This window comes from Frigoribacterium sp. R86507, assembly GCF_044597695.1.
Taxonomy (GTDB): domain Bacteria; phylum Actinomycetota; class Actinomycetes; order Actinomycetales; family Microbacteriaceae; genus Frigoribacterium.
The window spans coordinates 635,308-657,912 of record NZ_CP139002.1 but is presented as its reverse complement, the minus strand read 5'-3'; the positions used below and the strand labels follow the sequence as shown (position 1 = coordinate 657,912).

19 protein-coding genes are annotated in these 22,605 nt (G+C 73.0%); 11 read left to right on the top strand and 8 right to left on the bottom strand.

Features of this window, described 5'->3' with window-relative positions; genetic code table 11:
* Positions 1 to 6: 6 nt before the first annotated feature.
* Entirely contained in the window at positions 7 to 684 is a 678-nt protein-coding gene (locus SJY14_RS03250) for an SIMPL domain-containing protein (RefSeq protein ID WP_396599781.1), read from the top strand.
* Positions 685 to 1,032: 348 nt separating this feature from the next.
* Here SJY14_RS03250 and SJY14_RS03245 read toward each other — a convergent pair whose 3' ends face one another.
* Positions 1,033 to 2,265: a GNAT family N-acetyltransferase gene (locus tag SJY14_RS03245; protein WP_071256148.1), complete on the bottom strand. Its 1,233-nt coding sequence runs from the start codon at positions 2,263 to 2,265 to the stop codon at positions 1,033 to 1,035.
* A gap of 125 nt (positions 2,266 to 2,390) precedes the next feature.
* Between SJY14_RS03245 and SJY14_RS03240 the strand changes: the two genes are divergently transcribed.
* The 3 genes from SJY14_RS03240 to SJY14_RS03230 all read left to right on the top strand — a co-directional run bounded on the left by SJY14_RS03240 (position 2,391) and on the right by SJY14_RS03230 (position 4,785).
* Positions 2,391 to 2,816, top strand: coding sequence for a DUF1810 domain-containing protein (locus SJY14_RS03240; RefSeq protein ID WP_071256146.1), 426 nt, complete (start codon positions 2,391 to 2,393; stop codon positions 2,814 to 2,816).
* Positions 2,817 to 2,935: 119 nt separating this feature from the next.
* Entirely contained in the window at positions 2,936 to 3,931 is a 996-nt protein-coding gene (gene pip / locus SJY14_RS03235; RefSeq protein WP_071256144.1) for a prolyl aminopeptidase, read from the top strand.
* Positions 3,928 to 4,785: an NAD-dependent epimerase/dehydratase family protein gene (locus SJY14_RS03230; protein ID WP_071256143.1), complete on the top strand. Its 858-nt coding sequence runs from the start codon at positions 3,928 to 3,930 to the stop codon at positions 4,783 to 4,785. Before pip ends, SJY14_RS03230 begins: the two co-directional genes overlap by 4 nt.
* Before the next feature lie 105 nt (positions 4,786 to 4,890).
* Here SJY14_RS03230 and SJY14_RS03225 read toward each other — a convergent pair whose 3' ends face one another.
* A complete protein-coding gene (locus tag SJY14_RS03225; RefSeq protein ID WP_396599780.1) occupies positions 4,891 to 5,784 on the bottom strand; it encodes an SDR family oxidoreductase in 894 nt (297 codons plus the stop codon).
* A 136-nt stretch (positions 5,785 to 5,920) separates the two neighbouring features.
* On the opposite strand from SJY14_RS03225, the gene SJY14_RS03220 reads away from it, so the two are divergent.
* Complete coding sequence (locus tag SJY14_RS03220; protein WP_043595928.1) at positions 5,921 to 6,490, top strand: phosphatase PAP2 family protein; 570 nt, start codon at positions 5,921 to 5,923, stop codon at positions 6,488 to 6,490.
* A gap of 71 nt (positions 6,491 to 6,561) precedes the next feature.
* Here SJY14_RS03220 and SJY14_RS03215 read toward each other — a convergent pair whose 3' ends face one another.
* The 3 genes from SJY14_RS03215 to SJY14_RS03205 form a co-directional block, all read right to left on the bottom strand.
* Positions 6,562 to 7,560, bottom strand: a complete 999-nt coding sequence (locus SJY14_RS03215; RefSeq protein ID WP_396599779.1) for an aldo/keto reductase — start codon at positions 7,558 to 7,560, stop codon at positions 6,562 to 6,564.
* A 93-nt stretch (positions 7,561 to 7,653) separates the two neighbouring features.
* Positions 7,654 to 7,878 carry a hypothetical protein gene (locus SJY14_RS03210; RefSeq protein ID WP_055975237.1) on the bottom strand — a complete coding sequence of 75 codons (225 nt, stop codon included), beginning with the start codon at positions 7,876 to 7,878 and terminating at the stop codon, positions 7,654 to 7,656.
* A 2-nt stretch (positions 7,879 to 7,880) separates the two neighbouring features.
* Positions 7,881 to 8,525, bottom strand: coding sequence for an FMN-dependent NADH-azoreductase (locus tag SJY14_RS03205; RefSeq protein ID WP_071256140.1), 645 nt, complete (start codon positions 8,523 to 8,525; stop codon positions 7,881 to 7,883).
* 142 nt (positions 8,526 to 8,667) lie between these two features.
* Between SJY14_RS03205 and SJY14_RS03200 the strand changes: the two genes are divergently transcribed.
* From SJY14_RS03200 to SJY14_RS03180, 5 genes are all read left to right on the top strand, one after another.
* On the top strand, positions 8,668 to 9,867 hold the full coding sequence (locus tag SJY14_RS03200) for a Fic family protein (protein ID WP_071256139.1): 1,200 nt from the start codon (positions 8,668 to 8,670) through the stop codon (positions 9,865 to 9,867).
* 42 nt (positions 9,868 to 9,909) lie between these two features.
* Entirely contained in the window at positions 9,910 to 14,841 is a 4,932-nt protein-coding gene (locus tag SJY14_RS03195) for a DEAD/DEAH box helicase (RefSeq protein WP_396599778.1), read from the top strand.
* Positions 14,842 to 14,844: 3 nt separating this feature from the next.
* Positions 14,845 to 15,621, top strand: a complete 777-nt coding sequence (locus SJY14_RS03190) for a DNA-formamidopyrimidine glycosylase family protein (protein ID WP_396599777.1) — start codon at positions 14,845 to 14,847, stop codon at positions 15,619 to 15,621.
* 308 nt (positions 15,622 to 15,929) lie between these two features.
* Positions 15,930 to 16,667: a peroxiredoxin-like family protein gene (locus tag SJY14_RS03185; RefSeq protein WP_396599776.1), complete on the top strand. Its 738-nt coding sequence runs from the start codon at positions 15,930 to 15,932 to the stop codon at positions 16,665 to 16,667.
* Positions 16,668 to 16,853: 186 nt separating this feature from the next.
* Entirely contained in the window at positions 16,854 to 17,546 is a 693-nt protein-coding gene (locus tag SJY14_RS03180) for a peroxiredoxin-like family protein (RefSeq protein ID WP_396599775.1), read from the top strand.
* A gap of 209 nt (positions 17,547 to 17,755) precedes the next feature.
* On the opposite strand, the gene SJY14_RS03175 is transcribed toward SJY14_RS03180, so the two are convergent.
* Positions 17,756 to 19,303, bottom strand: coding sequence for an APC family permease (locus SJY14_RS03175; RefSeq protein ID WP_396599774.1), 1,548 nt, complete (start codon positions 19,301 to 19,303; stop codon positions 17,756 to 17,758).
* 111 nt (positions 19,304 to 19,414) lie between these two features.
* On the opposite strand from SJY14_RS03175, the gene SJY14_RS03170 reads away from it, so the two are divergent.
* Positions 19,415 to 21,244, top strand: coding sequence for a PQQ-binding-like beta-propeller repeat protein (locus tag SJY14_RS03170; RefSeq protein WP_396599773.1), 1,830 nt, complete (start codon positions 19,415 to 19,417; stop codon positions 21,242 to 21,244).
* Positions 21,245 to 21,658: 414 nt separating this feature from the next.
* Here SJY14_RS03170 and SJY14_RS03165 read toward each other — a convergent pair whose 3' ends face one another.
* Together SJY14_RS03165 and SJY14_RS03160 are read right to left on the bottom strand one after the other, a co-directional pair.
* Entirely contained in the window at positions 21,659 to 22,132 is a 474-nt protein-coding gene (locus SJY14_RS03165) for a GNAT family N-acetyltransferase (RefSeq protein ID WP_071256131.1), read from the bottom strand.
* A gap of 91 nt (positions 22,133 to 22,223) precedes the next feature.
* Positions 22,224 to 22,379, bottom strand: coding sequence for a hypothetical protein (locus SJY14_RS03160; protein WP_177174804.1), 156 nt, complete (start codon positions 22,377 to 22,379; stop codon positions 22,224 to 22,226).
* Positions 22,380 to 22,605: the final 226 nt, after the last annotated feature.

Genomic DNA, 22,605 nt, shown 5'->3' with positions numbered 1-22,605 from the left:
CGCGCGATGGCGACGCTCTCGGTGTCCGGTTCCGCCACCCACCGCCACCGTGCCGAGCGCGGTGTCGTCCACCTCACCGTGGGCTTCGACGGTGACGACCGCGAGAAGGTCGTCCGCGACACCGCCGCCGTGCACTCCCGCCTCACCGAGCAGGCGACGGCCTGGCGCCGCCAGGAGGCAGCCACCTGGTGGAGCGCCCGGAGCGTCACGGTCGCGGTCGAGACCGAGGCGGCGACCGACCGGGGTGACGGGGGCGACACGACCCGCGCCTCCTCGGGGGTGCGGTTCCGCACCCGGGCCGCCGTCGACGTGCGGTTCAGCGACTTCGACGCGTTGGCGTCGTGGGTGGGCGACGTCGCTCTCGAACCGGGCGTGACCGTCGACCGGATCGAGTGGTCGCTCAGCCACGCCCGCCGACCCGAGGTCGAGAAGGCCGTTCGGGTCGCCGCCGTCGCCGACGCCGTCACCAGGGCCGGCGACTACGCCGAGGCGCTCGGGCTCGGGCAGCCGACGCTGCAGTCGGTGTTCGAGCCGGGGCTGCGGCCGGGTGCTCCCGGTGGCGGCAGCCCGTTCGGCCTGGCCCGAGCCGTCGCGACGTTCTCGTCGGGCGACCCCGTCACCTTCGACCTGCACCCCGACGACATCGAGGTCTCCGCCGAGGTCAGCGCCGACTTCGTCGCCTGAGCCGCCTGCTCCCCCGCGTCGCGGCCCTGCCCCTGCCCCTGCCCCTGCCCCTGCCCCTGCCCCTGCCCCGGTATCACCGTCTCGGTGTGCAAATCGCGACAACCGGACTTCGACACGCCGGGCGACGGCGGACATGAGCGGCGCGTCGTCGCGGCGATGTCGGGTTGTGCACACCCAGGGGCGTGCTGCCGGTCGGGTTCGGCACGCCAGGGGCGTGCTGCCGGTCGGGTTCGGCACGCCAGGGGCTCGCCACCGGTCGGGTTCGGCACACGCCGACCCGAGCGGCTGGTCCGATTCCGGTTCCGGCACCCCGGGGAGCCGCGCCGCCTGTCAGCCCGGCGCCGCAACTCAGAGCGGCCGGTGCCACACCCCTTCGACGCCGATCGGCACGAACCCGACGGCTTCGTTGACGGCGAGCATGGGACGGTTCTCCTCGGCGTTGAACGTCAGCACGGCCGGCCGGCCCGGCTTCTCCACGGCCAACCGGTCGAGGTTCGCGACCTTCACCAGCCAGCCCAGCCGGTGCCCGCGGTGCTCCCGCCGCACGAGGGTCATCTGCTGCATCGCTGGCCGCGCCGCGTCGTCGGGCACCGCGAGGTCGGAGCACGCGACGAGGCGGCCCGTCGGCACGTGCTCGACCGCCGCGGTCAGCGAGGCACGCCCGCTCGTGGCCCGTCGCTGCTCGGCTTCGACGAGGCGTTCGACGGTCCAGACGTCCTCCGGCTCGGGCACGTCGCCCATCGGCGCGTCGGTGCTCAGGGCGGTCGCCATGGCCGCGACGTCGGACTGCCAGCGCCGGGGAGTGGGGCCCGACCAGGTGTGGACGCGGTACTCGTCCCCCGCCGCGGCGAGCGCCTCGGAGCGGATCGCGGCCAGCGCCTCCTCGTCCACCGGCAGCGGCAGGCGGCTGATGCGCTCGACCTGGCCGAGCGCGTAGCCGCGCGAGAGCGCGAACCGGACCTCCGAGGAGGCGCGGGGCACCCAGCCGTGACCGGTCGAGGCCTCGAGGCGGTCGGCCGGGGCGGTCGCGGGGGCCGAGCCTGCGGTGGCGCCCTGGCTTGCGGTGGCGCCCTGGCCCGAGGCCCCGCCCTGGCCGGACGCCACGTCCTGGCCCGAGGCGACGCCCTGGCCGGAGGCCACGAAGGCGATCGCGTCGGTGCGGCCGGCGGCGCGGGCGACGGCCTCGAGGTGGTCGAGCAGGGCCGTGCCGAGGCCCCGGCGGCGGTGCTCGGGGGCGACGGCGACCCAGAGCCAGCAGGTCGTGACCGCCGGGTCGGCGAGCGTCTCGTAGGTGGCCTGGCCGACGATGCGGCCCGCGGCCCGCACCACGAACAGTCGCCGCGGCGTGAACGGGTCGTGCCACTGCGGCAGCTGTTCGGCCGGAGCGAAGTCGAGGTCGCCGAAACCGAGCACCTCGGTCTGGACGGCGTTCTCGAGGGCGATCGCCTCGACGTAGGCGGCGACGCGCGCGGCGCGGTCGGCGCGGTCGGGGGCGGTGTCCGCGTCTGCGTCGCGGTCGGCGGCGGGACGGGGCTCGAGCGTGCGGGGAACGACGAGTTCGTCGATCACGATGTCGGTCACGGGGGCTCCGGGGTCGAGGCGGGGACGTCGTCCGCCGCCCGGCAGGGCAGCCGACCAGACTAGCGCCGTCATCCGCAGCCGCGCCAGGGGGCGACGACCCGACCCACGAGGCGTAGAACGGGTCGATGAGCGACCCCTTCGACCTCGACCGGTTCGTCGACGCGCAGGACGCCGGCGGCACCCACGACCGGGCCCTCGCCGAGCTGCGCCGGGGGCGGAAGTCGTCGCACTGGATGTGGTTCGTCTTCCCGCAGATCGCCGGCCTCGGCCGCAGCGGCATGGATCGCACCTACGCGATCCGTTCGCTCGACGAGGCGCGGGCCTACCTCGCGCACCCCGTCCTCGGCCCGCGGCTGCGGGAGGCGGCGGGTCTGGCCGCAGCAGCGGACGCAGCGAGCGTCGACGACCTGATGGGCGGGATCGACGCCCTCAAGCTGCGGTCGTCGATGACCCTCTTCGGCCGGGCCGACCCGTCCGAGCCCGCGTTCCGGGCGGTGCTCGACCGGTGGTTCGACGGCGTCGAGGACGATCTGACCGTCGCCCTTCTCTGAGTCCGGCGACCGCCGTCCTTCGGTCGACGGCTCGTCCCCGGACGAGGAGGCGCGGGTCGCCCCCCACAGGCGCCGCGCCTCCCCTGCCGGTGTCGGCACCCACGGCTACGCTCGTCGGCATGCCCCCGCTCTACCCCGAGATCGAACCGTACGACTCCGGCCTGCTCGACGTCGGTGACGGCCAGCACGTCTGGTGGGAGGAATGCGGAGACCCCGACGGCAAGCCGGTGGTCTTCCTGCACGGCGGGCCCGGCAGTGGGTCGTCGCCCGCGCACCGCCGCCTGTTCGACCCGCGGAGGTACCGCATCGTGCTGCTCGACCAGCGCGGGGCGGGACGCAGCACGCCGCACGCGGGCACCTTCGGCACCGACCTCTCGACGAACACGACGCCGCACCTCGTGGCCGACCTCGAGACGTTGCGCGAGCACCTGGGCATCGACCGCTGGCAGGTGTTCGGCGGCTCGTGGGGGTCGACCCTGGCGCTCGCCTACGCCGAGACCCATCCCGACCGGGTCACCGAGCTCGTGCTGCGCGGCATCTTCACGCTGCGACAGAGCGAGCTCGACTGGTTCTACGAGGGTCCGGCGTCGAACGTGCTGCCCGACCGGTGGCAGGGCTACCTCGCCCCGGTGCCGGTCGACGAACGCCGACCGGGCGGACTGATCGAGGCCTATTCGCGTCTGCTCGCCGACCCCGACCCGGCCGTGCACGGGCCGGCCGCCGTCGCGTGGTCGTCGTGGGAGGCCTCGGCGATCACCCTGCTGCCCCGACCCGACCTGGTCGAGCGGTACTCCGACCCGGCGTTCTCCCTGGCCTTCGCCCGCATCGAGAACCACTACTTCGTCCACCGCGGCTTCCTCGACGAGGGCCAGCTCATCCGTGACGCGCACCTCGTCGCGCACATCCCGACGGTCATCGTGCAGGGTCGCTACGACCTGTGCACTCCGGCGACCACGGCCTTCGACCTGCACGCGGCCCTGCCCGACGCCGAGTTCGTCCTGGTCGACGACGCCGGGCACGCGTTCGACGAGCCTGGCATCCTCGACGCGCTGATCGCGGCGACCGACCGGTTCGCCGACGCACCGACCGCAGCCGACGACGAGGTGACCCGATGACCGTCGTCCTCGCCGGTTGCGGCGACCTCGGCACCGAGGCCGCCCTGCGGTTCGTCGCCCTCGGGCACCGCGTCCTCGGCCTCCGCCGCTCGGCAGGCAAGCTCCCGGCCTCGATCGAGGGCGTCTCGATCGACCTGAGCACCACCCGCCCCACGCTCCCCGCCGACACCGAGGTCGTCGTCGTCGCCCTCTCGGCCGGGTCGCGCGACGTTGCCACCTACCGGGCGTCCTACGTCGACGGTCTGCGCACCGTCCTCGACGCACTCGACGAGGCCGGGGCGGTCGACGCCCGGGTGCTGTTCGTCTCGTCGACCGCCGTGTACGACGTCGACGACGGCAGCGTCGTCGACGAGGCGACTCCGGCGACGGGGGCCTCACCGACGGCCGAGGTGATCCTCGAGGCCGAGGCCCTGCTGCACGAACGTCGGCCCGACGGCGTCGTGCTCCGCCTCGGCGGCATCTACGGTCCGGGCAGGGAACGACTCATCACCCAGGTCCGCGACGGCGAGGCGAGACTGGCCGAGCCGGCGGGCAGCTCGCCGCACACGAACCGCATCCACCGGGACGACGCGGCGACCGCGATCGTGCACCTCACCACCACCCCGGAGCCGACCGACGTCCTGTACGTGGGGGTCGACGACGAGCCGTCGAGGCTCGACGACGTGCTGACGTTCGTGGCCGACGAACTGGGGGTGCCCGTGCCGCCGAGCGCGCCTCCTCGGGGCCGTCAGGCGGGCGGCGACAAGCGGTTGTCGAACGCGCGACTGCGCGGCTCCGGGTTCGACTTCGCGTATCCGACCTTCCGCGAGGGGTACCGTGCCGTGATCGCGGGCGAGGGCGTCCGGCACCCCTGAGCCGGGCCCGCCCGGCGCACGAGAACGCCGCCCGGCGAACGGGGCACCGAGGTGTTCGACGGTGTCCGGTCCACTCGACGGCGTCCTCGAGGGTGGGTCGGCGATCTAGTGGATCGGCGTGCCACCCGTCACGGCGATGGTCTCACCGCTGATGTAGCTCGACTCCTGGCTGGCCAGGAACACGAACGACGGGGCCAGCTCGACGGCCTGGCCGGGGCGACCGTAGGCGGCCTCCGAGCCGAAGCTCTCGATCTTCTCGTTCGGCACGAACGCGGGCTGCAGCGGCGTCCACACGGGGCCGGGCGCGACGCCGTTGACGCGGATGCCGCGCTCGGCGAGCTGCTGGGCCATGGCGCGGGTCCAGTTCGCGATGCCGGCCTTCGACACGGCGTACTCGGCGAGGTCGGGCGACGGCTGGAAGCCCTGGATCGACGAGGTCGTGATGATCGACGCCCCCGGCTTCAGGTGCTTCGAGGCGGCCTTGGTCAGCCAGAACAGCGGGTAGATGTTGGCCTTGAGGACGTGGTCGAGCGTCTCGGTCTCGAAGTCGTCGATGCTGCTGACGGTCGGCATGACGCCGGCGATGATCGCCAGGATGTCGAGGCCGCCCAGCTCGGCGACGGTCTTCTCGACGATGTCCGCGTTGGTCTGCTCGACCTGCAGGTCACCGGGCAGCAGGACGGCGGTGCGACCGGCGTCTCGGACGAGCGCGGCGACCTCTTCGGCCTGCGACTGCTCCTCGGCGAGGTAGCTCAGCGCGACGTCTGCTCCCTCGCGGGCGAAGGCGATGGCCGTGGCGCGACCGATGCCGCTGTCGGCACCGGTGACGAGGGCCTTGCGGCCGGCGAGGCGACCGCTGCCGACGTAGCTGGTCTCGCCGTGGTCGGGCTCGGGCTTCATGGCGTGGACGTCGCCGGGAGCGCTCTGCTGCTGGTGCTCGAAGGGCGGCTGCGGGTACTGGGTGACGGGGTTCTGCGGGGTGTACATGTTGTCTGCCATGTCCCCCGGTGTACGCGGCGGCCGGGGTGCGCCGGCCCAGCTTGTACCCCTGCCCGGAGCGACGTCGCGGGTCGCAGCACGCCGAGCCGAGCCGAGGAGGCGCGGCGCGGCCCCCGGGGAAAGATACGGTGGTCGCGTGCCCCTGCTGCCACTGCCTTCCGAGACTCCCCGTCAGGTCCTGCCCGCCTGGGTGCTGCGCGCCGACCGCCGGGCCGCCAAACGCATCAACTCGGTCCGAGGGGTGCCGGTCGTCGACCGCAACCTCAGCCGTCTCAGCCACTTCGCCGACCACGGGCTGTTGTGGGCCGCGGTCGCCGCAGGCCTCGCCCTCGTGGGCCAGCGTCGCGCCGCCGTGCGGGGCACGCTGTCGCTCGGCTTTGCGAGCGCCATGGCGAACATCGTCGGCAAGCGCATCTTCGGCGGCAACCGTCCGCTGATCGACGACGTCCCGATCGAACGACGCCTGCGCAGCCAACCGCTGTCCGCGTCGTTCCCGTCCGGCCACGCGGCCTGTGCCGCCGGCTTCGTCACGGGTGTGGCGATCGAGTCGCCGGGTGCCGCGGCAGCCCTGTTGCCGCTGGCCGGCGCCGTCTCGTGGTCGCGCCTCCACGTGGGGGCGCACTGGACGTCCGACGTGGTCGGCGGACTGATCATCGGGTCGGGCGTCGCGCTGGTCGGGCGACTCGTGTCACCGCGCGAGCGCTGACCCGACGGGGTTCCCCGCCGGGCCCGGCTCGGCGACACCGAGCGGGAACCGGCCGGGTCGACCCGCTCGGACTACCAGCGGGGGTGGACGGCCTCGCGGAAGTACTGGTCGTAGATGCGGACGACCTCGCTGTCGAGCCCGTCGGCGAGGTCACCGACGCTTCCGGCCGCCGCGTTCGCCGTGGCCTGAGCGACGTTGCGCGCGCCGGGGATGACCGTGCTGACGCCCGGCTGCTCGACGATCCAGGCGAGGGCGGCCTGCGGCACGGTGACTCCGTCGGGGACGGCCGCGGCGAACTCCTGCGCGGCGGCGACGCCCTGCTCGAAGTCGACGCCGCTGAAGGTCTCGCCCTGGTCGAACGCCTCGCCGTGCCGGTTGTAGGTGCGGTGGTCGTTCTCGGCGAACGTCGTCTCGGTCGTGTACTTGCCCGAGAGCAGCCCGCTCGCGAGGGGGACCCGGGCGATGATGCCGACGCCGGCGCGTCGCGCGGCCGGCAGCACCTCGTCGAGGGGCTTGAGACGGAACGCGTTGAAGATGATCTGCACGATCGAGAGGTTCGGGCGGGCGATGGCGGTCAGGGCCTGTGCGGTCTCTTCGACGCTGACGCCGTAGGCGCGGATCGCCCCGTTCTCGACCAGCTCGTCGAGGGCGTCGTAGACGGCGTCGCTCTCGAAGACGGGGGTGGGCGGGCAGTGCAACTGTACGAGGTCGAGGGTGTCGACGCCGAGGTTGCGGCGTGACCGGTCGGTCCAGGCCACGAAGTTGTCGCGGACGTAGTTCGACGGCACCTGGTCGAGCCGGCGGCCCATCTTCGTGGCGACCGTCAGAGGGACGTCGGGGTTCGACGCGCGGAAGCGGCCGATGATCTGCTCGCTGCGCCCGTCACCGTAGACGTCGGCGGTGTCGAAGAACGTCACCCCGGACTCGACGGAGGCGCCCAGCACGTCGAGCGCGTCGCTCTCGCTGACGTCACCCCAGTCGGCACCGAGCTGCCAGGTGCCGAGGCCGATGACCGAGACGGGGCGGTCGGCGAGGAAGGATGAACGGGTTCCGAGGGTGCGGCTCTGCATGTCGTCGAGCCTAGCCACGCCGCCCGACGGGTGACCCAGATGCAGATGCAGATGCAGATGCAGATGCAGGCGCAGCCTCAGCCGCAGGTGCGGTCAGCGTCGGGACGCGTTCACGCTGCGCACGAGGGCGTACGACACGACGACCGAGACGAAGCCCGCGAAGAGGAAGGCGGCACCGAACCCGGCCTGTCCCTGCAGCAGCCGCACGAGGCCGATGATGGCGAGCGCCGCGGCCAGCATGCCGAACACGCGGGCGACGATCGACTTCAGCCGGCGCGCGGCCCCGGCCCGACGGCCGCCTCGTCGACGCGACGACATGGTCAGCCGAGGCGGCGGGCCGAGGCGACCGCCGCCTCCTTCGCCTCTCGCAGTTCGCGCGTGGCCCGCTCGCGGGCCGCCTCGGGCATCGGGAGCCGGTCGCTGAGCGTGAGGTTCGTGGCGATCGTCTCGACGCGCATGCCGAGCGTCGCCCCCAGGACGATGTCGAGGACCGGGGTGGCGTGGTCCCAGCCGGCCGTGGGCGTGCCCGCGTCGTAGACGCCGCCGCGGCTGGTCACGACGACCGCGGGTCGCCCGAGCATCGGCTGCTGGTCGTCGCCGTCGAAGGGCGCGGTGACGCCGGGCAGGTGGATGTTGTCGACCCAGGCCTTGAGCGTCGAGGGCAGCGAGTAGTTGTAGAGCGGGGCACCGATCAGCACGACGTCGGCGGCGACGAGTTCGGCGACGAGGGCCTGCTGCAGGGCCTCGTGGGCGGGGTCGGGGGCGTCGCCCGGCTGACGGAGGCGCGGCGGCCAGTGCAACGCACTGTCGCTCAGGTGCGGCAGCGGGTCGACGTGCAGGTCTCGGCGGGTGACCGTGTGGTCGGCGCCGAGGTCGCGCCAGGCGTCGGCGAACGCCGCGGTGATCGCGCGCGAGCGGCTCGTGGTGAGGTCGGCGGACGAGTCGAGATGGAGCAGGTTCGGCATGCGCCCACCGTAGCCGGGGCGGCCGACACGGCCGGCGAGCGTTGCGCCGCGAGGCCTCGAACCGTAATCTCGACACGGGAGATTATGACTTAGCATCGTAAGTCATAAAGCGATGTGACCGGATTCTGACTTGTGAGGTGTCGTGACCGCCATCTGGCCTCCACTCGACCACGAGGAGGTCGCGTGGGTGCCGTCCGGGCGCCCGACGGCCGGGCTGCGCACCGAGCTGTTCCGCCCGGCCGTGTTCCGTGCGGCGGTGCCCCCACTGATCGGCGCACTCGACCCCTCTCCGTCTCCCGAGGTCGCCGCTCTCGCCGAGGACGCCTCTCTCGAACTGACCCGCTTCGATGCCACCCTCGGCGGCGAGGTGGCGGCCTTCGCCCCGCTCCTGCTGCGCAGCGAGGCCGTCGCCTCGTCGCGCATCGAGAACCTGACCGCGAACGCCCGATCCGTGTTCTCTGCCGAACTCGGGGACGAACGCAAGCGCAACGCGACCCTGATCGCGGCGAACACGCGGGCCGTGTCGGCGGCGATCGACCTGGCCGACGAGTTGACCCGCGCCTCCGTCCTCACGATGCACGCCACGCTGATGGCGTCGGACGCGCGGCACACGCCCGGCGCCCTTCGGACCGAGCAGGTCTGGATCGGCCGCAGCAGCGCCAGCCCCGTCGGCGCCGAGTTCGTCGCCCCCGTCAGCGAACGGGTCCCGGGCCTGCTCGACGACTGCCTGACGTTCGCACGACGCGACGACCTACCCGTCCTCGTCCAGACCGCCGTGACCCACGCCCAGTTCGAGACCATCCACCCGTTCACCGACGGCAACGGTCGGACGGGGCGATCCCTGACCCAGGCGATGCTGCGGTCCAAGGGGGTCACACGGTCCGTGACGGTGCCGGTCTCGGCGGGTCTGCTGACCGACGTCGACGCCTACCACCGGGCCTTGAAGGCCTACCGCGCGGGCGAGCTCGACCCGATCGTGCGGTTGACGGCCGAAGCGTCCCTCCGGGCGGTCGCGAACGCCCGGACGCTCGTCGACGACCTCCACGACGTCCGAGCGTCCTGGTCTGCCCGCGTGACCGCACGACGCGACTCCTCGGTCTGGCGCCTGCTCGACCTGCTCGTCCACCAACCCGTCCTCGACGCCACGACGGCCGCTTCGCGGCTCTCGCTCACCCCGAGCAACGTCTACCCCCTGCTCCGACGGCTGGTCGAATCCGGAGTACTGAAGCAGAAGGCCGAGTACAAGATGGGCACGATCTGGCGGGCGGACGAGGTCCTCGAGGCGCTGGATGCGTTCGCCGCGCGCTCAGGACGCCGGGGCGAGGCCACCGTGCTGGGCTGACCCCCCGGCGGAATGTCGGTGGTGCAGAGCAGGATGGCAGCGATGACCGACGTGCTCGACCGTTTCTCCCCCGCGACCCGCGAGTGGTTCCGGGGGGCCTTCGCCGCGCCGACCCGGGCGCAAGAGGGCGCTTGGACGGCCATCAGCCAAGGCGACCACGCCCTCGTCATCGCGCCGACCGGCTCGGGCAAGACGCTCGCCTCGTTCCTCTGGTCGATCGACTCGCTGGCCTCGTCGCCCCCGCCCGACGAGAAGCTGCACCGCACCCGCGTGCTCTACATCTCTCCGCTCAAGGCGCTCGGCGTCGACGTCGAGCGCAACCTCCGCTCGCCGCTCGTGGGCATCACCCAGACCGCCCGCCGCCTGGGCACCGAGGCTCCCGACATCACGGTGGGCGTGCGCTCGGGCGACACGAGCTCGAGCGACCGCGGCCGGCTCGCCCGCACCCCGACCGACATCCTCATCACGACGCCCGAGTCGCTCTACCTCATGCTCACCTCGCAGGCGCGCGAGACCCTCAAGGGCGTGCAGACCGTCATCATCGACGAGGTCCACGCCGTCGCCTCCACCAAACGCGGCGCCCACCTCGCCCTCTCGCTCGAGCGCCTCGACGCCCTGCTCGACAAGCCGGCCCAGCGCATCGGCCTCAGCGCGACCGTGCGCCCGCCCGAAGAGGTCGCCCGATTCCTGGCCGGGCCGGCACCCGTCACCATCGTCAACCCGCGCGCCGACAAGAAGTTCGACCTGCGCGTCGTCGTGCCCGTCGACGACATGACCGAGCTCGGCACCGCCGCCCCGCTCGAAGGGTCGGCCGCCGGCGCCGCACCGCAGGGCTCCATCTGGCCGCACGTCGAAGAGGGCATCGTCGACCTGATCGCCGCGCACCGCTCGACCATCGTCTTCTCGAACTCGCGTCGCCTGGCCGAACGCCTCACGGCCCGCCTCAACGACATCTGGATCGAACGCCAGGGCGGCGACCTCGAGGCCGCCGTGCGCGCGACCGAGGAGGCGCGGGGCGAGCTGGTCACGGCCGGTACCGTCGGCGACGACTCGGCCGCCGACACCGTCGACCCCTTCGCCCCGGCACCCGCCGCGCCGCGCAACCCGGCCGTCGGAGGCGGGGCACCGGCCCAGCTCATGGGCGGGTCGGGGCAGACCGCGGGCAGCGACCCCCTGCTCGCCCGTGCCCACCACGGGTCGGTGTCGAAAGACCAACGCGCCCTGATCGAGGACGACCTCAAGAGCGGCCGGCTGCGCTGCGTCGTCGCCACGAGCTCGCTCGAGCTCGGCATCGACATGGGTGCGGTCGACCTGGTCATCCAGGTCGAGTCGCCGCCCTCCGTCGCCAGCGGGCTGCAGCGCGTCGGCCGCGCCGGGCACCAGGTCGGCGAGACCTCACGGGGCGTGCTGTTCCCCAAGCACCGGGCCGACCTGATCCACTCCGCCGTCGCCGCCGAGCGCATGGTCGCCGGGCTCATCGAAGAGCTGCGCGTGCCGACCAACCCCCTCGACGTGCTGGCCCAGCAGACCGTCGCGGCCGTCGCCCTCGACGAACTCGACGCCGACGCCTGGTTCGACACCGTGCGTCGCAGCGCCCCCTTCGCCACCCTGCCCCGCTCCGCCTTCGACGCCACCCTCGACCTGCTCAGCGGCAAGTACCCGTCCGACGAGTTCGCCGAACTGCGGCCCCGCATTGTCTGGGACCGCGTCCACGGCACGCTGACCGGCCGCCCCGGCGCCCAACGCCTCGCCGTGACGAGCGGCGGCACCATCCCCGACCGGGGCCTCTTCGGCGTGTTCATGGTCGGCGAGAAGGCCGCCCGCGTCGGCGAGCTCGACGAAGAGATGGTCTACGAGTCCCGGGTCGGCGACGTCTTCGCCCTCGGGGCGACGAGCTGGCGCATCGAGGACATCACCCACGACCGCGTGCTCGTCTCGCCGGCCTACGGCCAGCCCGGTCGTGTGCCCTTCTGGAAGGGCGACGGCATCGGGCGCCCCGCCGAGCTCGGCAAAGCCATCGGCGGCTACATCCGCGAACTGTCGAACTCGAGCGAGGCCGACGCCACCACCCGCGTCGCGGCCGGCGGCCTCGACGAACGGGCGGCACGCAACCTCATCGCGTTCCTCGCCGAGCAGAAGGCCGCCACGTCGTACGTGCCGACCGACACCACCCTCGTGGTCGAGCGCTTCCGCGACGAGCTCGGCGACTGGCGCCTGATCCTGCACTCGCCGTACGGCATGCAGGTGCACGCTCCGTGGGCCCTGGCGGTCTCGGCGCGCATCCGCGACCAGCTCGGGGTCGACGGAGGCGCGATGGCCGCCGACGACGGCATCGTCGTGCGCATCCCCGACACCGACGCCGAGCCTCCCGGGGCCGAGTTGTTCTCGTTCGAGCTCGACGACCTCGACGAGATCGTCACCGAAGAGGTCGGCGGCTCCGCCCTGTTCTCGTCGCGCTTCCGCGAGTGCGCCGCCCGGGCGCTGCTGCTGCCCCGGTACAACCCCGGCAAGCGGTCGCCGCTCTGGCAGCAACGCCAGCGGTCGTCGCAGCTGCTCGACGTCGCCCGCAAGTACCCACAGTTCCCGATCGTGCTCGAGGCCGTCCGCGAGGTGCTGCAAGACGTGTACGACCTGCCGGCCCTGATGAGCCTCACCCGCGACCTCGCGAGCCGCACCGTGCGCATCGTCGAGACCGAGACCGAGGTGCCCTCGCCCTTCGCCCGGTCGCTGCTCTTCGGCTACGTCGCCGCCTTCATGTACGAGGGCGACTCGCCCCTCGCCGAGCGGCGTGCGGCGGCCCTGTCGCTCGACTCGAGCCTGCTGCAAGAGCTGCTCGGCCGGGCCGAGCTGCGCGAGCTGCTCGACGCCGACGTCATCGACCAGCACGAACTCGAACTGCAGCGCCTCGCTCCCGACCGCCGGGCCCGCGACATCGAGGGCGTCGTCGACCTGCTGCGCCTGCTCGGCCCGCTGACCACCGACGAGATCATCGACCGCAGCTGGCTCGCGGCGACCCTCGTCGCCGGCGACGTCGCAGCCCGCGACGACGCGCACCGCGCGCTCGAGACCGCCCTGACCGACCTCGCGTGGTCGAACCGCGTCCTGCGCTTCACCCACGCCGGCACCGTGCGGTGGGCCGGCATCGAGGACGCCTCGCGCCTTCGGGACGCCCTCGGCGTCGCCCTGCCGATCGGCGTGCCGACCGCGTTCGTCGAACCGGTCGACGACCCGCTGGGCGACCTGATCGGCCGGTTCGCCCGCACCCACGGGCCCTTCACCCCCGCCATGGTCGCCGACCGTCTCGGCCTCGGCACCGCCGTCGTGATGGACACCCTGCGCAAGCTCGCCACCCAGCGTCGCGTCGTCGAGGGCGAGTTCCGGCCCCGGCAGCAGGGCAGCGAGTGGTGCGACTCCGAGGTGCTGCGTCGCCTCCGCGGCAAGTCGCTGGCCGCCCTGCGGCACGAGGTCGAACCCGTCGCCCCCGAGACGCTCGGACGCTTCCTTCCCGCCTGGCAGCACGTCGCCACCGGGCTCAAGGGTTCGGGGCTGCGGGGCCTCGACGGCGTGGTGCAAGTCGTCGATCAGCTCAGCGGGGTCTCGCTGCCCGCCTCGGCGTGGGAGTCCCTGATCCTGCCTGCCCGCGTGACCGACTACAACCCGTCGATGCTCGACGAGCTCACCGCCACCGGCGACGTCATCTGGTCGGGCACCGGCACCCTGCCCGGCAACGACGGCTGGGTCAGCCTGCACCTCGCCGACGGCGCCCAGGTCACCCTGCCCGAACCGTCCGGGGCCGAGACCGACGACCTGCAACGCGAGGTGCTCGCCGCCCTGGCCGGCGGCGGGGCGTACTTCTTCCGGCAGCTCTCCGACGCCGTCGGCAGCACCGACGACGACTCGCTCGTCACCGCCATCTGGCAGCTCGTCTGGGCGGGGCAGATCACCAACGACACCTTCGCTCCCCTGCGCACCCAGGTCGGCGGCGGTCGCACGCCGAGGCCGCGCACCCCGACGCGGTCGCGCTCGTCGTACCGCAGCCGCGGCCGGGTCGCCATGCCGCGCCAGGCGGGCCCGCCGACGGTAGGCGGACGCTGGTCGCTGCTGCCCCTGGCCGAACCCGACGGCACCGTCCGTGCCGCCGCGACGGCCGAGATCCTGCTCGAACGGCACGGCGTCGTCACCCGAGGCGCCGTCGTCAACGAGGGCGTCCGTGGCGGCTTCTCGACGGCCTACAAGGTGCTCAGCGGCTTCGAAGAGACGGGGCGGGCCCGCCGCGGCTACTTCGTCGAGGGCCTCGGAGCGGCGCAGTTCGCGACCGGGCCGACGGTCGACCGCCTGCGGTCGTTCGTCCGCGACGAGGGCGACCGCCGCGACGACGACACCCTCGTCGCCGCGGGTCGTCAGCGCGACGTGCCCGTGGTGACCCTGGCCGCCACCGACCCGGCGAACCCCTACGGCGCCGCCCTGCCGTGGCCGGGGCAGACGCTCGACGGGGTCTCCGCCGACGAAGCCGCGGCCGTCGCGAGCGCGGCGGCACGAGCCGCCACCGCCGCGGCGGCGACCACGGCGACGGGAGCCGGGACGCGCGCCGAGGCGGACTCCGCGGGTGAGGCGACCCGCGCCTCCTCGGGGGGTGGCGACCGCGCGACGAACGACACGTCCGGAGGCGCGGGCGGCAAGAAGAAATCGGGTCACCGCCCGGGGCGCAAGGCCGGTTCGCTCGTGGTGCTCGTCGACGGACGACTCGTCGTCTACGTCGAACGCGGCGGCAAGACCGTGCTCACCTTCGGCGAGCAGGACGAACGCGAGCTCGCCCTGGCCGCGGGCTCGCTGGCCGCCACCGTGCGCAACCGCATCGGCAAGCTCGCGGTCGAACGGGTCGACGGCGAGTTCGTGCTGGGCACCGCCCTCGGCGACGCCCTGCGTGACGCAGGATTCGCGCCGACGCCGAGCGGCATCCGGCTGAGGGCCTGACCGATGCCCGAAGGAGACACCGTCTACCGCGCCGCCAAGAACCTCGACGCGGTGCTGCACGGCCAGACGCTCACCGCCAGCGACTTCCGGGTGCCTGCGTTCGCCACCGTCGACCTCAGCGGTGAGGTGATCGACGACGTCATCGCGCGCGGCAAGCACCTGCTGCACCACATCGGCGACCTGACGCTGCACACGCACCTCAAGATGGAGGGCTCGTGGCACGTCTACCGGCACGGCACGAAGTGGAAGCGCCCCGCCTACCAGGCGCGCGTGGTGCTCGAGACCGCCGACTGGGTCGCCGTCGGGTTCGACCTCGGCATCGTCGAGCTCGTGGCCCGCGACGCCGACGACAGCGTGGTCTCGTACCTCGGCCCCGACCTGCTCGGCCCCGACTGGGACGCCGCGCGGGCCCTCGCCAACCTCGAGTCCGACCCGGCCCGCGAGGTCGGACTCGCGCTGCTCGACCAACGGGTGCTCGCCGGGGTGGGCAACGTGTACCGCAACGAGCTCTGCTTCCTCCGGGGCGTGCTGCCGACGCGTCCCGTCGACGAGGTCGAGAACCGACCCAAGATGATCGACCTCGCGCACCGGCTGATCCAGGCCAACAAAGACAGGGTGGACCGCACCACGACCGGCAACCTCCGCGGCACGACGGACTGGGTCTACGGCCGGGCGGGCAAGCCGTGCCTGCGCTGCGGCACGAAGATCCTGCGGGGCGAGCTCGGCGAGAGCGAACTCGAGCTGCGCGACACCTACTGGTGCCCGCACTGCCAGAGCTGAGGTCGCCTGCCCGACCGGCAGGCCGCCACGCCGCCACGCCGCCACGATGTAAACATCCCGCCACGCAATCGTGTGGCGGGATGTTCACATCGTGGCGGAATGGGTCGGCGGCCGAGCAGTGCCGCGATGCAGGGTCGATCGGCAGGGCAACGCCCGAGCACCCGAGCGCCCGAGCGCCCAAGCGCCCAGACGTCCGGCCGCGTGTGACGTCCCGTGACGCGGCTCGGCGTCGGTCCGAGGTGACGTGCCTACGATCGGCGGCACCCGACGGCCGTACCCGGCGAGCCCGTCAGCGCGAGAGGACGACCATGTCGAACACCAACACCCCCGAGACCGCCAGCACCCCCAGCAGCCCCAGCTCCAGCAGCACCCCCGGCCCCGTCACCACCATCGCCGACCAGGTGGCCGACTTCAACCAAGGCTTCACCGCGCAGATCGGCCCCGACTTCACGAAGGTCTTCGACGACGAGCAGAGCGCCCTGCGCGAGGCCGGCGTGCCCGACGACGCCGTGAAGCCCGGCGACACCGTCGTCGAGGCGACGCTGCTGACACCGCAGGGCACCGAGGTCTCACTCGCCGAGACCGTCGGCGAGGGGCCGGCCGTGCTCGTCTTCTACCGCGGTGCCTGGTGCCCGTACTGCAACCTGACGCTCAAGACCTACCAGGCCGAGTTGCTGCCCCGACTCCGTGAGCGCGGCGTCGCGCTCGTCGCGATCAGCCCCCAGACCCCCGAGGGCTCCGAGGCGTCGGCGACGAACGGCAGCCTCGAGTTCCCGGTGTTGTCCGACCCGGGCAACGTGCTCAGTGGTGCCCTCGGCATCCGCACCGAACCGAGTGCCGACGCCCGCGCCGTCCACACCCAGCTCGGGTTCGACGTCGCCGACAGCAACGCCGACGCGACGGGCGACATCCCGTTCCCGACCGTGCTCGTCGTCGACCACGACGGGGTCGTCGTCTTCGCCGACGTCCACACCGACTACACGACGCGCACCGAGGTGGACGAGATCGTCGCCGCCCTCGACCTGCTCGAGCGACGCGCGGCCTGATCGACCCGCGCCTCCGCGCCCGGCCGGACGTTTGCGAACGAGAACGTGCCGGGTGCGGACGACGGGGCGCCGATCCGCCTACCCTCGATCGAGGCGGCCGGCCCGAACCCGGTCGGCCCTGCCGTGGTCCGCACCGCCCCGGTCAGCACAGCCCCGAGCAGCACCGCCCCGGTCGAGAGGAACTCCATGTCGAACGCCGACTCCAGCGCCCCCACCCGCATCGCCGACCAGGTGACCGAGTTCAATGAGGGCTTCAACGCCCAGATCGGCGTGGACGCCACGAAGGTCTTCGACGACGAGCAGTCGGGACTGCGCGACTCGGGGGTCCCCGCGGCCGCCGTCCGGGTGGGCGACACCATCGTGGACGCGACGCTCGTGACGACCGCCGGTGACGAGATCTCTCTGTCGGAGACCGTCGGCGAGGGCCCGGCCGTCCTGGTCTTCTACCGCGGTGCCTGGTGCCCGTACTGCAACCTGACGCTCAAGACCTACCAGGCCGACCTGCTGCCCGAGCTGCGCGAGCGCGGCGTCGCCCTGGTCGCGATCAGCCCGCAGACCCCCGAGGGCAGCGAGCAGTCCGTCGCGAACGGCGGACTCGAGTTCCCCGTGTTGTCCGACCCGGGCAACGTGCTCGTCCGGGCCCTGGGCATCCAGACCGAGCCGGTCGCGGCCGCCCGCGCGGTGCACTCCGACCTCGGTTTCGACGTCGCCGACAGCAACGCCGACGCGACCGCCGACGTGCCCTTCCCGACCGTCCTCGTCGTCGACCGTGACGGCAAGGTCGTATTCGCCGACGTCCACGTCGACTACACGACCCGCACCGAGGTCGACGAGGTCGTCGCCGCCGTCGACGCGCTCGACACGCCCCCCGCCTCCTGACCGGCGCCGCGCCTCCTTCGCTGTCCCGCGCCTCCTGACCCCGAGGAGGCGCGGTTCGGCCCGGCCGCGCCGGTCACCCCCTGCGCCGGTCAGCCCCTGCGCCGGTCACCCCCCTGGCACAGCGCGAAGAACCCCGTTCCGGACGATGAACCCCGAAGATTCGGGGTTCCCCGCACGGAGCGGGGTTCTTCGTCGATCGGCGATGCCGCTCAGTGCGGCCGGTCACCGGCGTCGACGGCGGGTGCCGGGGCGGCGGCGTCCTCGCCGAGCCCGACCCGCGAGTGCCGACGCCCGTACGCGAAGTACACGACGACGCCGATCACGAGCCACACGGCGAAGCGCGCCCAGGTGAGGGTGGTCAGGTTGAACATCAACCAGACGCAGAGCACCGCCGACAGGATCGGGAGCACGGGCGACAGCGGCACCCGGAACGCGCGAGGCAGGTCGGGACGGGTGCGCCGCAGCACGATGACACCGATGCTGACCAGCACGAAGGCCGACAGCGTGCCGATGTTGATCATCTCTTCCAGGACGCCGACGTCGGTGAAGCCGGCGATCAGGGCGACAACCACGCCGGCGATCACCTGGACGCGCACGGGCGTCTTGCGGACGGCCGAGGTCTTCGCGAGCCAGCGGGGCAGCAGGCCGTCGCGCGCCATCGAGAAGACGATGCGGGCGAGGCCGAGCAGCAGCACCATGATGACGGTCGTCAGGCCGATCAGGGCGCCGATCGCGATGACCTGGGCCGCCCAGCCGACTCCGACGAGGTCGAAGGCCGTGGCGAGGGTCGGGGCCTCGACGGCGGCGAGGTCGCGGTACGACACCATGCCGGTGAGCACGATGGAGACCATCACGTAGAGCACGGTGACGATGGCGAGGCCCAGGAAGATGCCGCGGGGCATGGTCTTCTGCGGGTTCTTGACCTCTTCGGCGCTGGTCGCGACGACGTCGAACCCGATGAAGGCGAAGAAGACGAGCGAGGCACCGGCGAGCAGGCCGAAGACGCCGTACTGCGCGGGCTCTGCGCCCGAGACGAACGAGAACAGGGACTGCGTCCAGACGTCTCCCTCACCGGCCGGGCGGGGCTGCGACGCGGGGACGAACGGCGTGTAGTTCGACGCCTTGACGAAGAAGAAGCCGACCACGATGACGAACAGCACGATCGCGACCTTGATCACCGTGAAGACGCTGCCGACGCGCGAGCTGAGCTGCGTGCCCAGGACGAGCAGCACGGTGAAGAACGCGACGATGACGAACGGCGCCCAGCTCAGCTCGAGCGGCCCGAGCGGCAGGGTGTCGGGCACGTCGAGACCGAAACCGGAGAACACGGTGCTGAGGTAGATGCCCCAGTACTTGGCCAGCACGGCCGCGCCGGTGAGGGTCTCGAGGATGAGGTCCCATCCGATGATCCAGGCCAGGAACTCGCCGAGGGTGGCGTAGGTGAAGGTGTACGCGCTGCCCGCGACGGGGATGGTCGAGGCGAACTCGGCGTAACACATGATGGCCAGGCCGCAGGTGACGGCCGCGAGGATGAACGACAGCGTGACGCCCGGGCCCGCGAAGTTCGCGGCCGCGTTGGCGCCCACCGAGAAGATGCCGGCCCCGACCGCGACGGCGATGCCCATGAGGGTCAGGTCGGTGACGCCGAGCGACCGCTTCAGCCCGTTCTCGGGCCCCGTCGAGTCGGCGAGCGACGACTCGACCGACTTGGTGCGCCACAGGGTGCTGAGCCCCCGGGCCTTGGGGACGGTGCTCATGCTGCCTCCTGGTGTGGTGCGGGCGATGGTGTGGCCCCGTCTCGGGGGACGACGCGCCAGCATACCGGCGGACCGGCCGCGTCTCGTAGCATGGCGGGCGGGAGGGGCATCGTGGACGGACGGTCGTGGCAGCCCGAGCGCCCTGAGCGCCCGGCGGCAGCGTGGGAGGCGCGGGCCGGCTCCCCGACGGAGCCCGCCTCGGGTGCCGAACGCCTCCCCGACCGCGATGCCCGTGCCGACTCCCACGCTCGCGCCGACACCCGTGCCGACGCCGATGCTCGCGACGAGGCCGACGGGGTGGAGCCGGCCGGGGCAGGGAGGCGCGCGCAGCCGCCACCGCTGCAGGCGGCCGGCCGTCGGGCGGGTCGTGCGCTGCGCCGGGTCTGGACCCGCGCCTCCCGGGCTCGCCGCCTGGGGCTGACGGTCGGCGCCGTCGCCGTGGTGACCGCACTCGTCGCCGGCGCGGGTCTCGCGATGCAACCGCGGTACGACGAGCCGGTGCGGCCCGCGATGCTGGTCGACGACCTGCGCGGCGAGCCCACGACGACCGTCTGGCAGACCGACCTGGCCGGCGCGGCCACCCCCGGCATGCCCTCGGGCTGCGCCTACTACGCGTTCGCCGGGATGGTCGGCGACGACGCTCTCGTCTCCGCCCAGTCGGCCGAGCAGTCCGACCGCTGCGGCGGTGCCGGGGGACGCCTGGCCCGGGTCGACGCCGACACCGGCGACGTGGTGTGGAGTGCGAACGTGGCCACGGCCCTCGGTCGGGCGGTGCGGTCGGTCTCGGTGACCCCGGACGCCGACGGACGCGTGGCTACCCTGGTCGTCCAGGGCGACACCGGTTCGACCCTGGCCCGGATGGACCTGCGGACGGGCGAGGTGACCGATCGGTCCGCGTCCGTCGAGTCCACCGACGACGACCTGGTGACGCGCATCGAGGAGGTCTCGACGACGACGGTCCTGGTCTCGCACCAGCCCCGGTCGCGGTTCGGGCCCGACGGCTCGGGGCCGACCACCGACGAGGACGACGTGACGCGGTTCGAGCTCCGCGTCCTCGACGATCTCGACACCGTCTCGTGGCAGGGCGACGAACCGTCGCAGGCCACCGTGAGGCTCGTCGACGACGAGCTCTACCTGCTGACGACGGCCGGCGACGGGTCACGGGTGGTCGACGCCGCCACCGGCGACGAGCACCGTCTGCCGATCGACGACGACACGTACGGCTGGCCCGAGGCGGCCGGCGACCACGTGGTCGTGACGCTCGCCGCACCCTCCGGGCAGCAGCTCGTCGCCTTCTCGCAGGACCGGCCGGGCACCGTGGACTGGACGGCCGACCTGTCGGGCGACGCCTCGTTGATCGTGTCGGACCGGTGCGTCACGGTCACGTCCACCGTCGCGAGCGGTGACCCGGTGGTCGCGGGGCCGAGGGGCTCGGACGACGCGGGCGACACCGCCGAGGCGGACGAACCCGTGGGTCGTGCCTCGGTCACCTGCCTGTCGCCCTCGACGGGCGAGACCGTGTGGTCGACGACGGTCCCCGTCGCCAGCGGTCAGACGGTGCAGTCGGGGTGGAACCCCTCGCCGAGCTCCCCGTTCGACGAGGTGCAGGTCACCGTCTCACCGTCCAACGGCTTCGGTGACGAGACGTCGACCGTGACGACGTTCGACGCGGACGACGGGCGCGTGGTCTTCGAGGCGACCCTGCCGGGGTACTCGGCACCGCTGGCCCAGGGGCGCACGACCGTCTACCAGCAGACCCTCGGGGTCGACGGGCGGTCGGCCGTCGTCGCCCTCGACCGCTCCAGCCACCGAGAGCTCTGGCGGACGTCCCGCGACGACGTGCTGACCTATCAGTTCTGGGGGCAGCACCTGGTCATCGTGACCCGGGACGGCATCGTCCGCCGCCTCGGAGACGGCACGGCGGTCGTCGACGGCGCCTGACGCGGCGCGACACGGCAGGCCGGTCAGCACCCTCAGACGGCACAGCACCACGAGATGGGCACAGCACCCTGACGAAGCCTGGCGCCGTGCCCACCTCCTGGCGTGGTGGAAGCGGCGGCGTGCCCGGGCGAGCCACCCGCTCGCCGGTCGTGCCGTAGCCTCGGCTCGTGCCCACGCTTCCTCCTGCCCCGTGGCGTCCGAAGGACGGCCAGGGCCGGTGAGCACCCGGGCGCATCGCCTCGGGACCATCCCTTCGGAGGAGGCCGGGACGTGTCGGGGTCGTCCCGACGGACACCGTGAAGAGCCACATCTCGAGCCTGCTCGCCAAGACCGACAGCCGCACCCGCGTGCAGGCGGCCGTCTTCGCGTTCCGCTCGGGCTTCGCCCGCCCCGAAGGCAGCTGATCCGCTCCGCTCAGAGCACCCGCTCGAACCGCTGCGACGGCCGCTTCAGCAACGAGTGCTCGTACGGTTCGCCGGCGGCCACCCACCCCTCGCTCTCGTACAGCCCGACCGCGGCGACGTTGTCGAGGAGCGCGTGCAAGACGGCACGCTCGTGACCGAGCGAGCCCAGCCGTGCGGTCGCCTCCCTCAGCAGGGCACGCCCCAGCCCACGCGCCTGGGCACCGGGCCTGGTCGCCAGCAGGCCGAGCACCGGGGCGTCGGGAGGGTCTGCGGGCAGGCCGCTGCCCGGGCGCGTCGCGAGCACGAAGCCGTCGACCCCGTCGACGCCGTCCGCGACCAGCCAGACGACGCCCGCGTCGAACTTCGGTCGGGCCCGCTCGGCGACCCCGGCGAACGCCTGCCCGTCGCGCGCGGCGCACGCAGCGACCCAGATCGCGAGGCACGCCTCGAGATCGGCCGCGACAGCACACCGCGGTTCGTGCACGGCACCGCGACTAGCCACGGTGCGGTGCACGAACCGCGGTGCGGTGGCACGCGGGCCGGGAGCGGCACGGGGTGGCTCGGCTCAGCACGAGCTACCCCCGCACCAGCAACGGGAACACGAACACCGCGAAGAGGAAGAACGCCGCCATGACGCCGAACACGACGTAGGTGCCCCGACCGACGACCGGCTGACCGGCCGCCTCACGGCGCTGCAGCACGCGGCGACGGTAGATCACCTGGATCACCACGAGCACGACGATCGCCAGGGCGAGGATCGAGATGACGACGGCTTCGATGGCACGGCTCCTTCGAGGGGCGGGCGAGAGGGGACGGACGGCAAGAGAGCGAACGGGCGGCCCGACCAGGCACCGGCGGGCGGGACCGGACGGCCCGCACCAGCCTAACGGCCGACCCCGGGAGCCCAGGAGGCGCGGGTCGCGACCCCGGGACCGCTCACGGCCCGCCCACGCACCC

Coding starts and splice junctions, on each gene's coding strand:
- SJY14_RS03175 (WP_396599774.1), bottom strand. CDS start 19,303: ATGAGCACCGTCCCCAAGGCCCGGGGGCTCAGCACCCTGTGGCGCACC.
- SJY14_RS03205 (WP_071256140.1), bottom strand. CDS start 8,525: ATGCCGAACCTGCTCCATCTCGACTCGTCCGCCGACCTCACCACGAGC.
- SJY14_RS03225 (WP_396599780.1), bottom strand. CDS start 5,784: ATGGCAGACAACATGTACACCCCGCAGAACCCCGTCACCCAGTACCCG.
- SJY14_RS03210 (WP_055975237.1), bottom strand. CDS start 7,878: ATGTCGTCGCGTCGACGAGGCGGCCGTCGGGCCGGGGCCGCGCGCCGG.
- SJY14_RS03195 (WP_396599778.1), top strand. CDS start 9,910: ATGACCGACGTGCTCGACCGTTTCTCCCCCGCGACCCGCGAGTGGTTC.
- SJY14_RS03230 (WP_071256143.1), top strand. CDS start 3,928: ATGACCGTCGTCCTCGCCGGTTGCGGCGACCTCGGCACCGAGGCCGCC.
- SJY14_RS03215 (WP_396599779.1), bottom strand. CDS start 7,560: ATGCAGAGCCGCACCCTCGGAACCCGTTCATCCTTCCTCGCCGACCGC.
- pip (WP_071256144.1), top strand. CDS start 2,936: ATGCCCCCGCTCTACCCCGAGATCGAACCGTACGACTCCGGCCTGCTC.
- SJY14_RS03180 (WP_396599775.1), top strand. CDS start 16,854: ATGTCGAACGCCGACTCCAGCGCCCCCACCCGCATCGCCGACCAGGTG.
- SJY14_RS03240 (WP_071256146.1), top strand. CDS start 2,391: ATGAGCGACCCCTTCGACCTCGACCGGTTCGTCGACGCGCAGGACGCC.
- SJY14_RS03190 (WP_396599777.1), top strand. CDS start 14,845: ATGCCCGAAGGAGACACCGTCTACCGCGCCGCCAAGAACCTCGACGCG.
- SJY14_RS03185 (WP_396599776.1), top strand. CDS start 15,930: ATGTCGAACACCAACACCCCCGAGACCGCCAGCACCCCCAGCAGCCCC.
- SJY14_RS03250 (WP_396599781.1), top strand. CDS start 7: ATGGCGACGCTCTCGGTGTCCGGTTCCGCCACCCACCGCCACCGTGCC.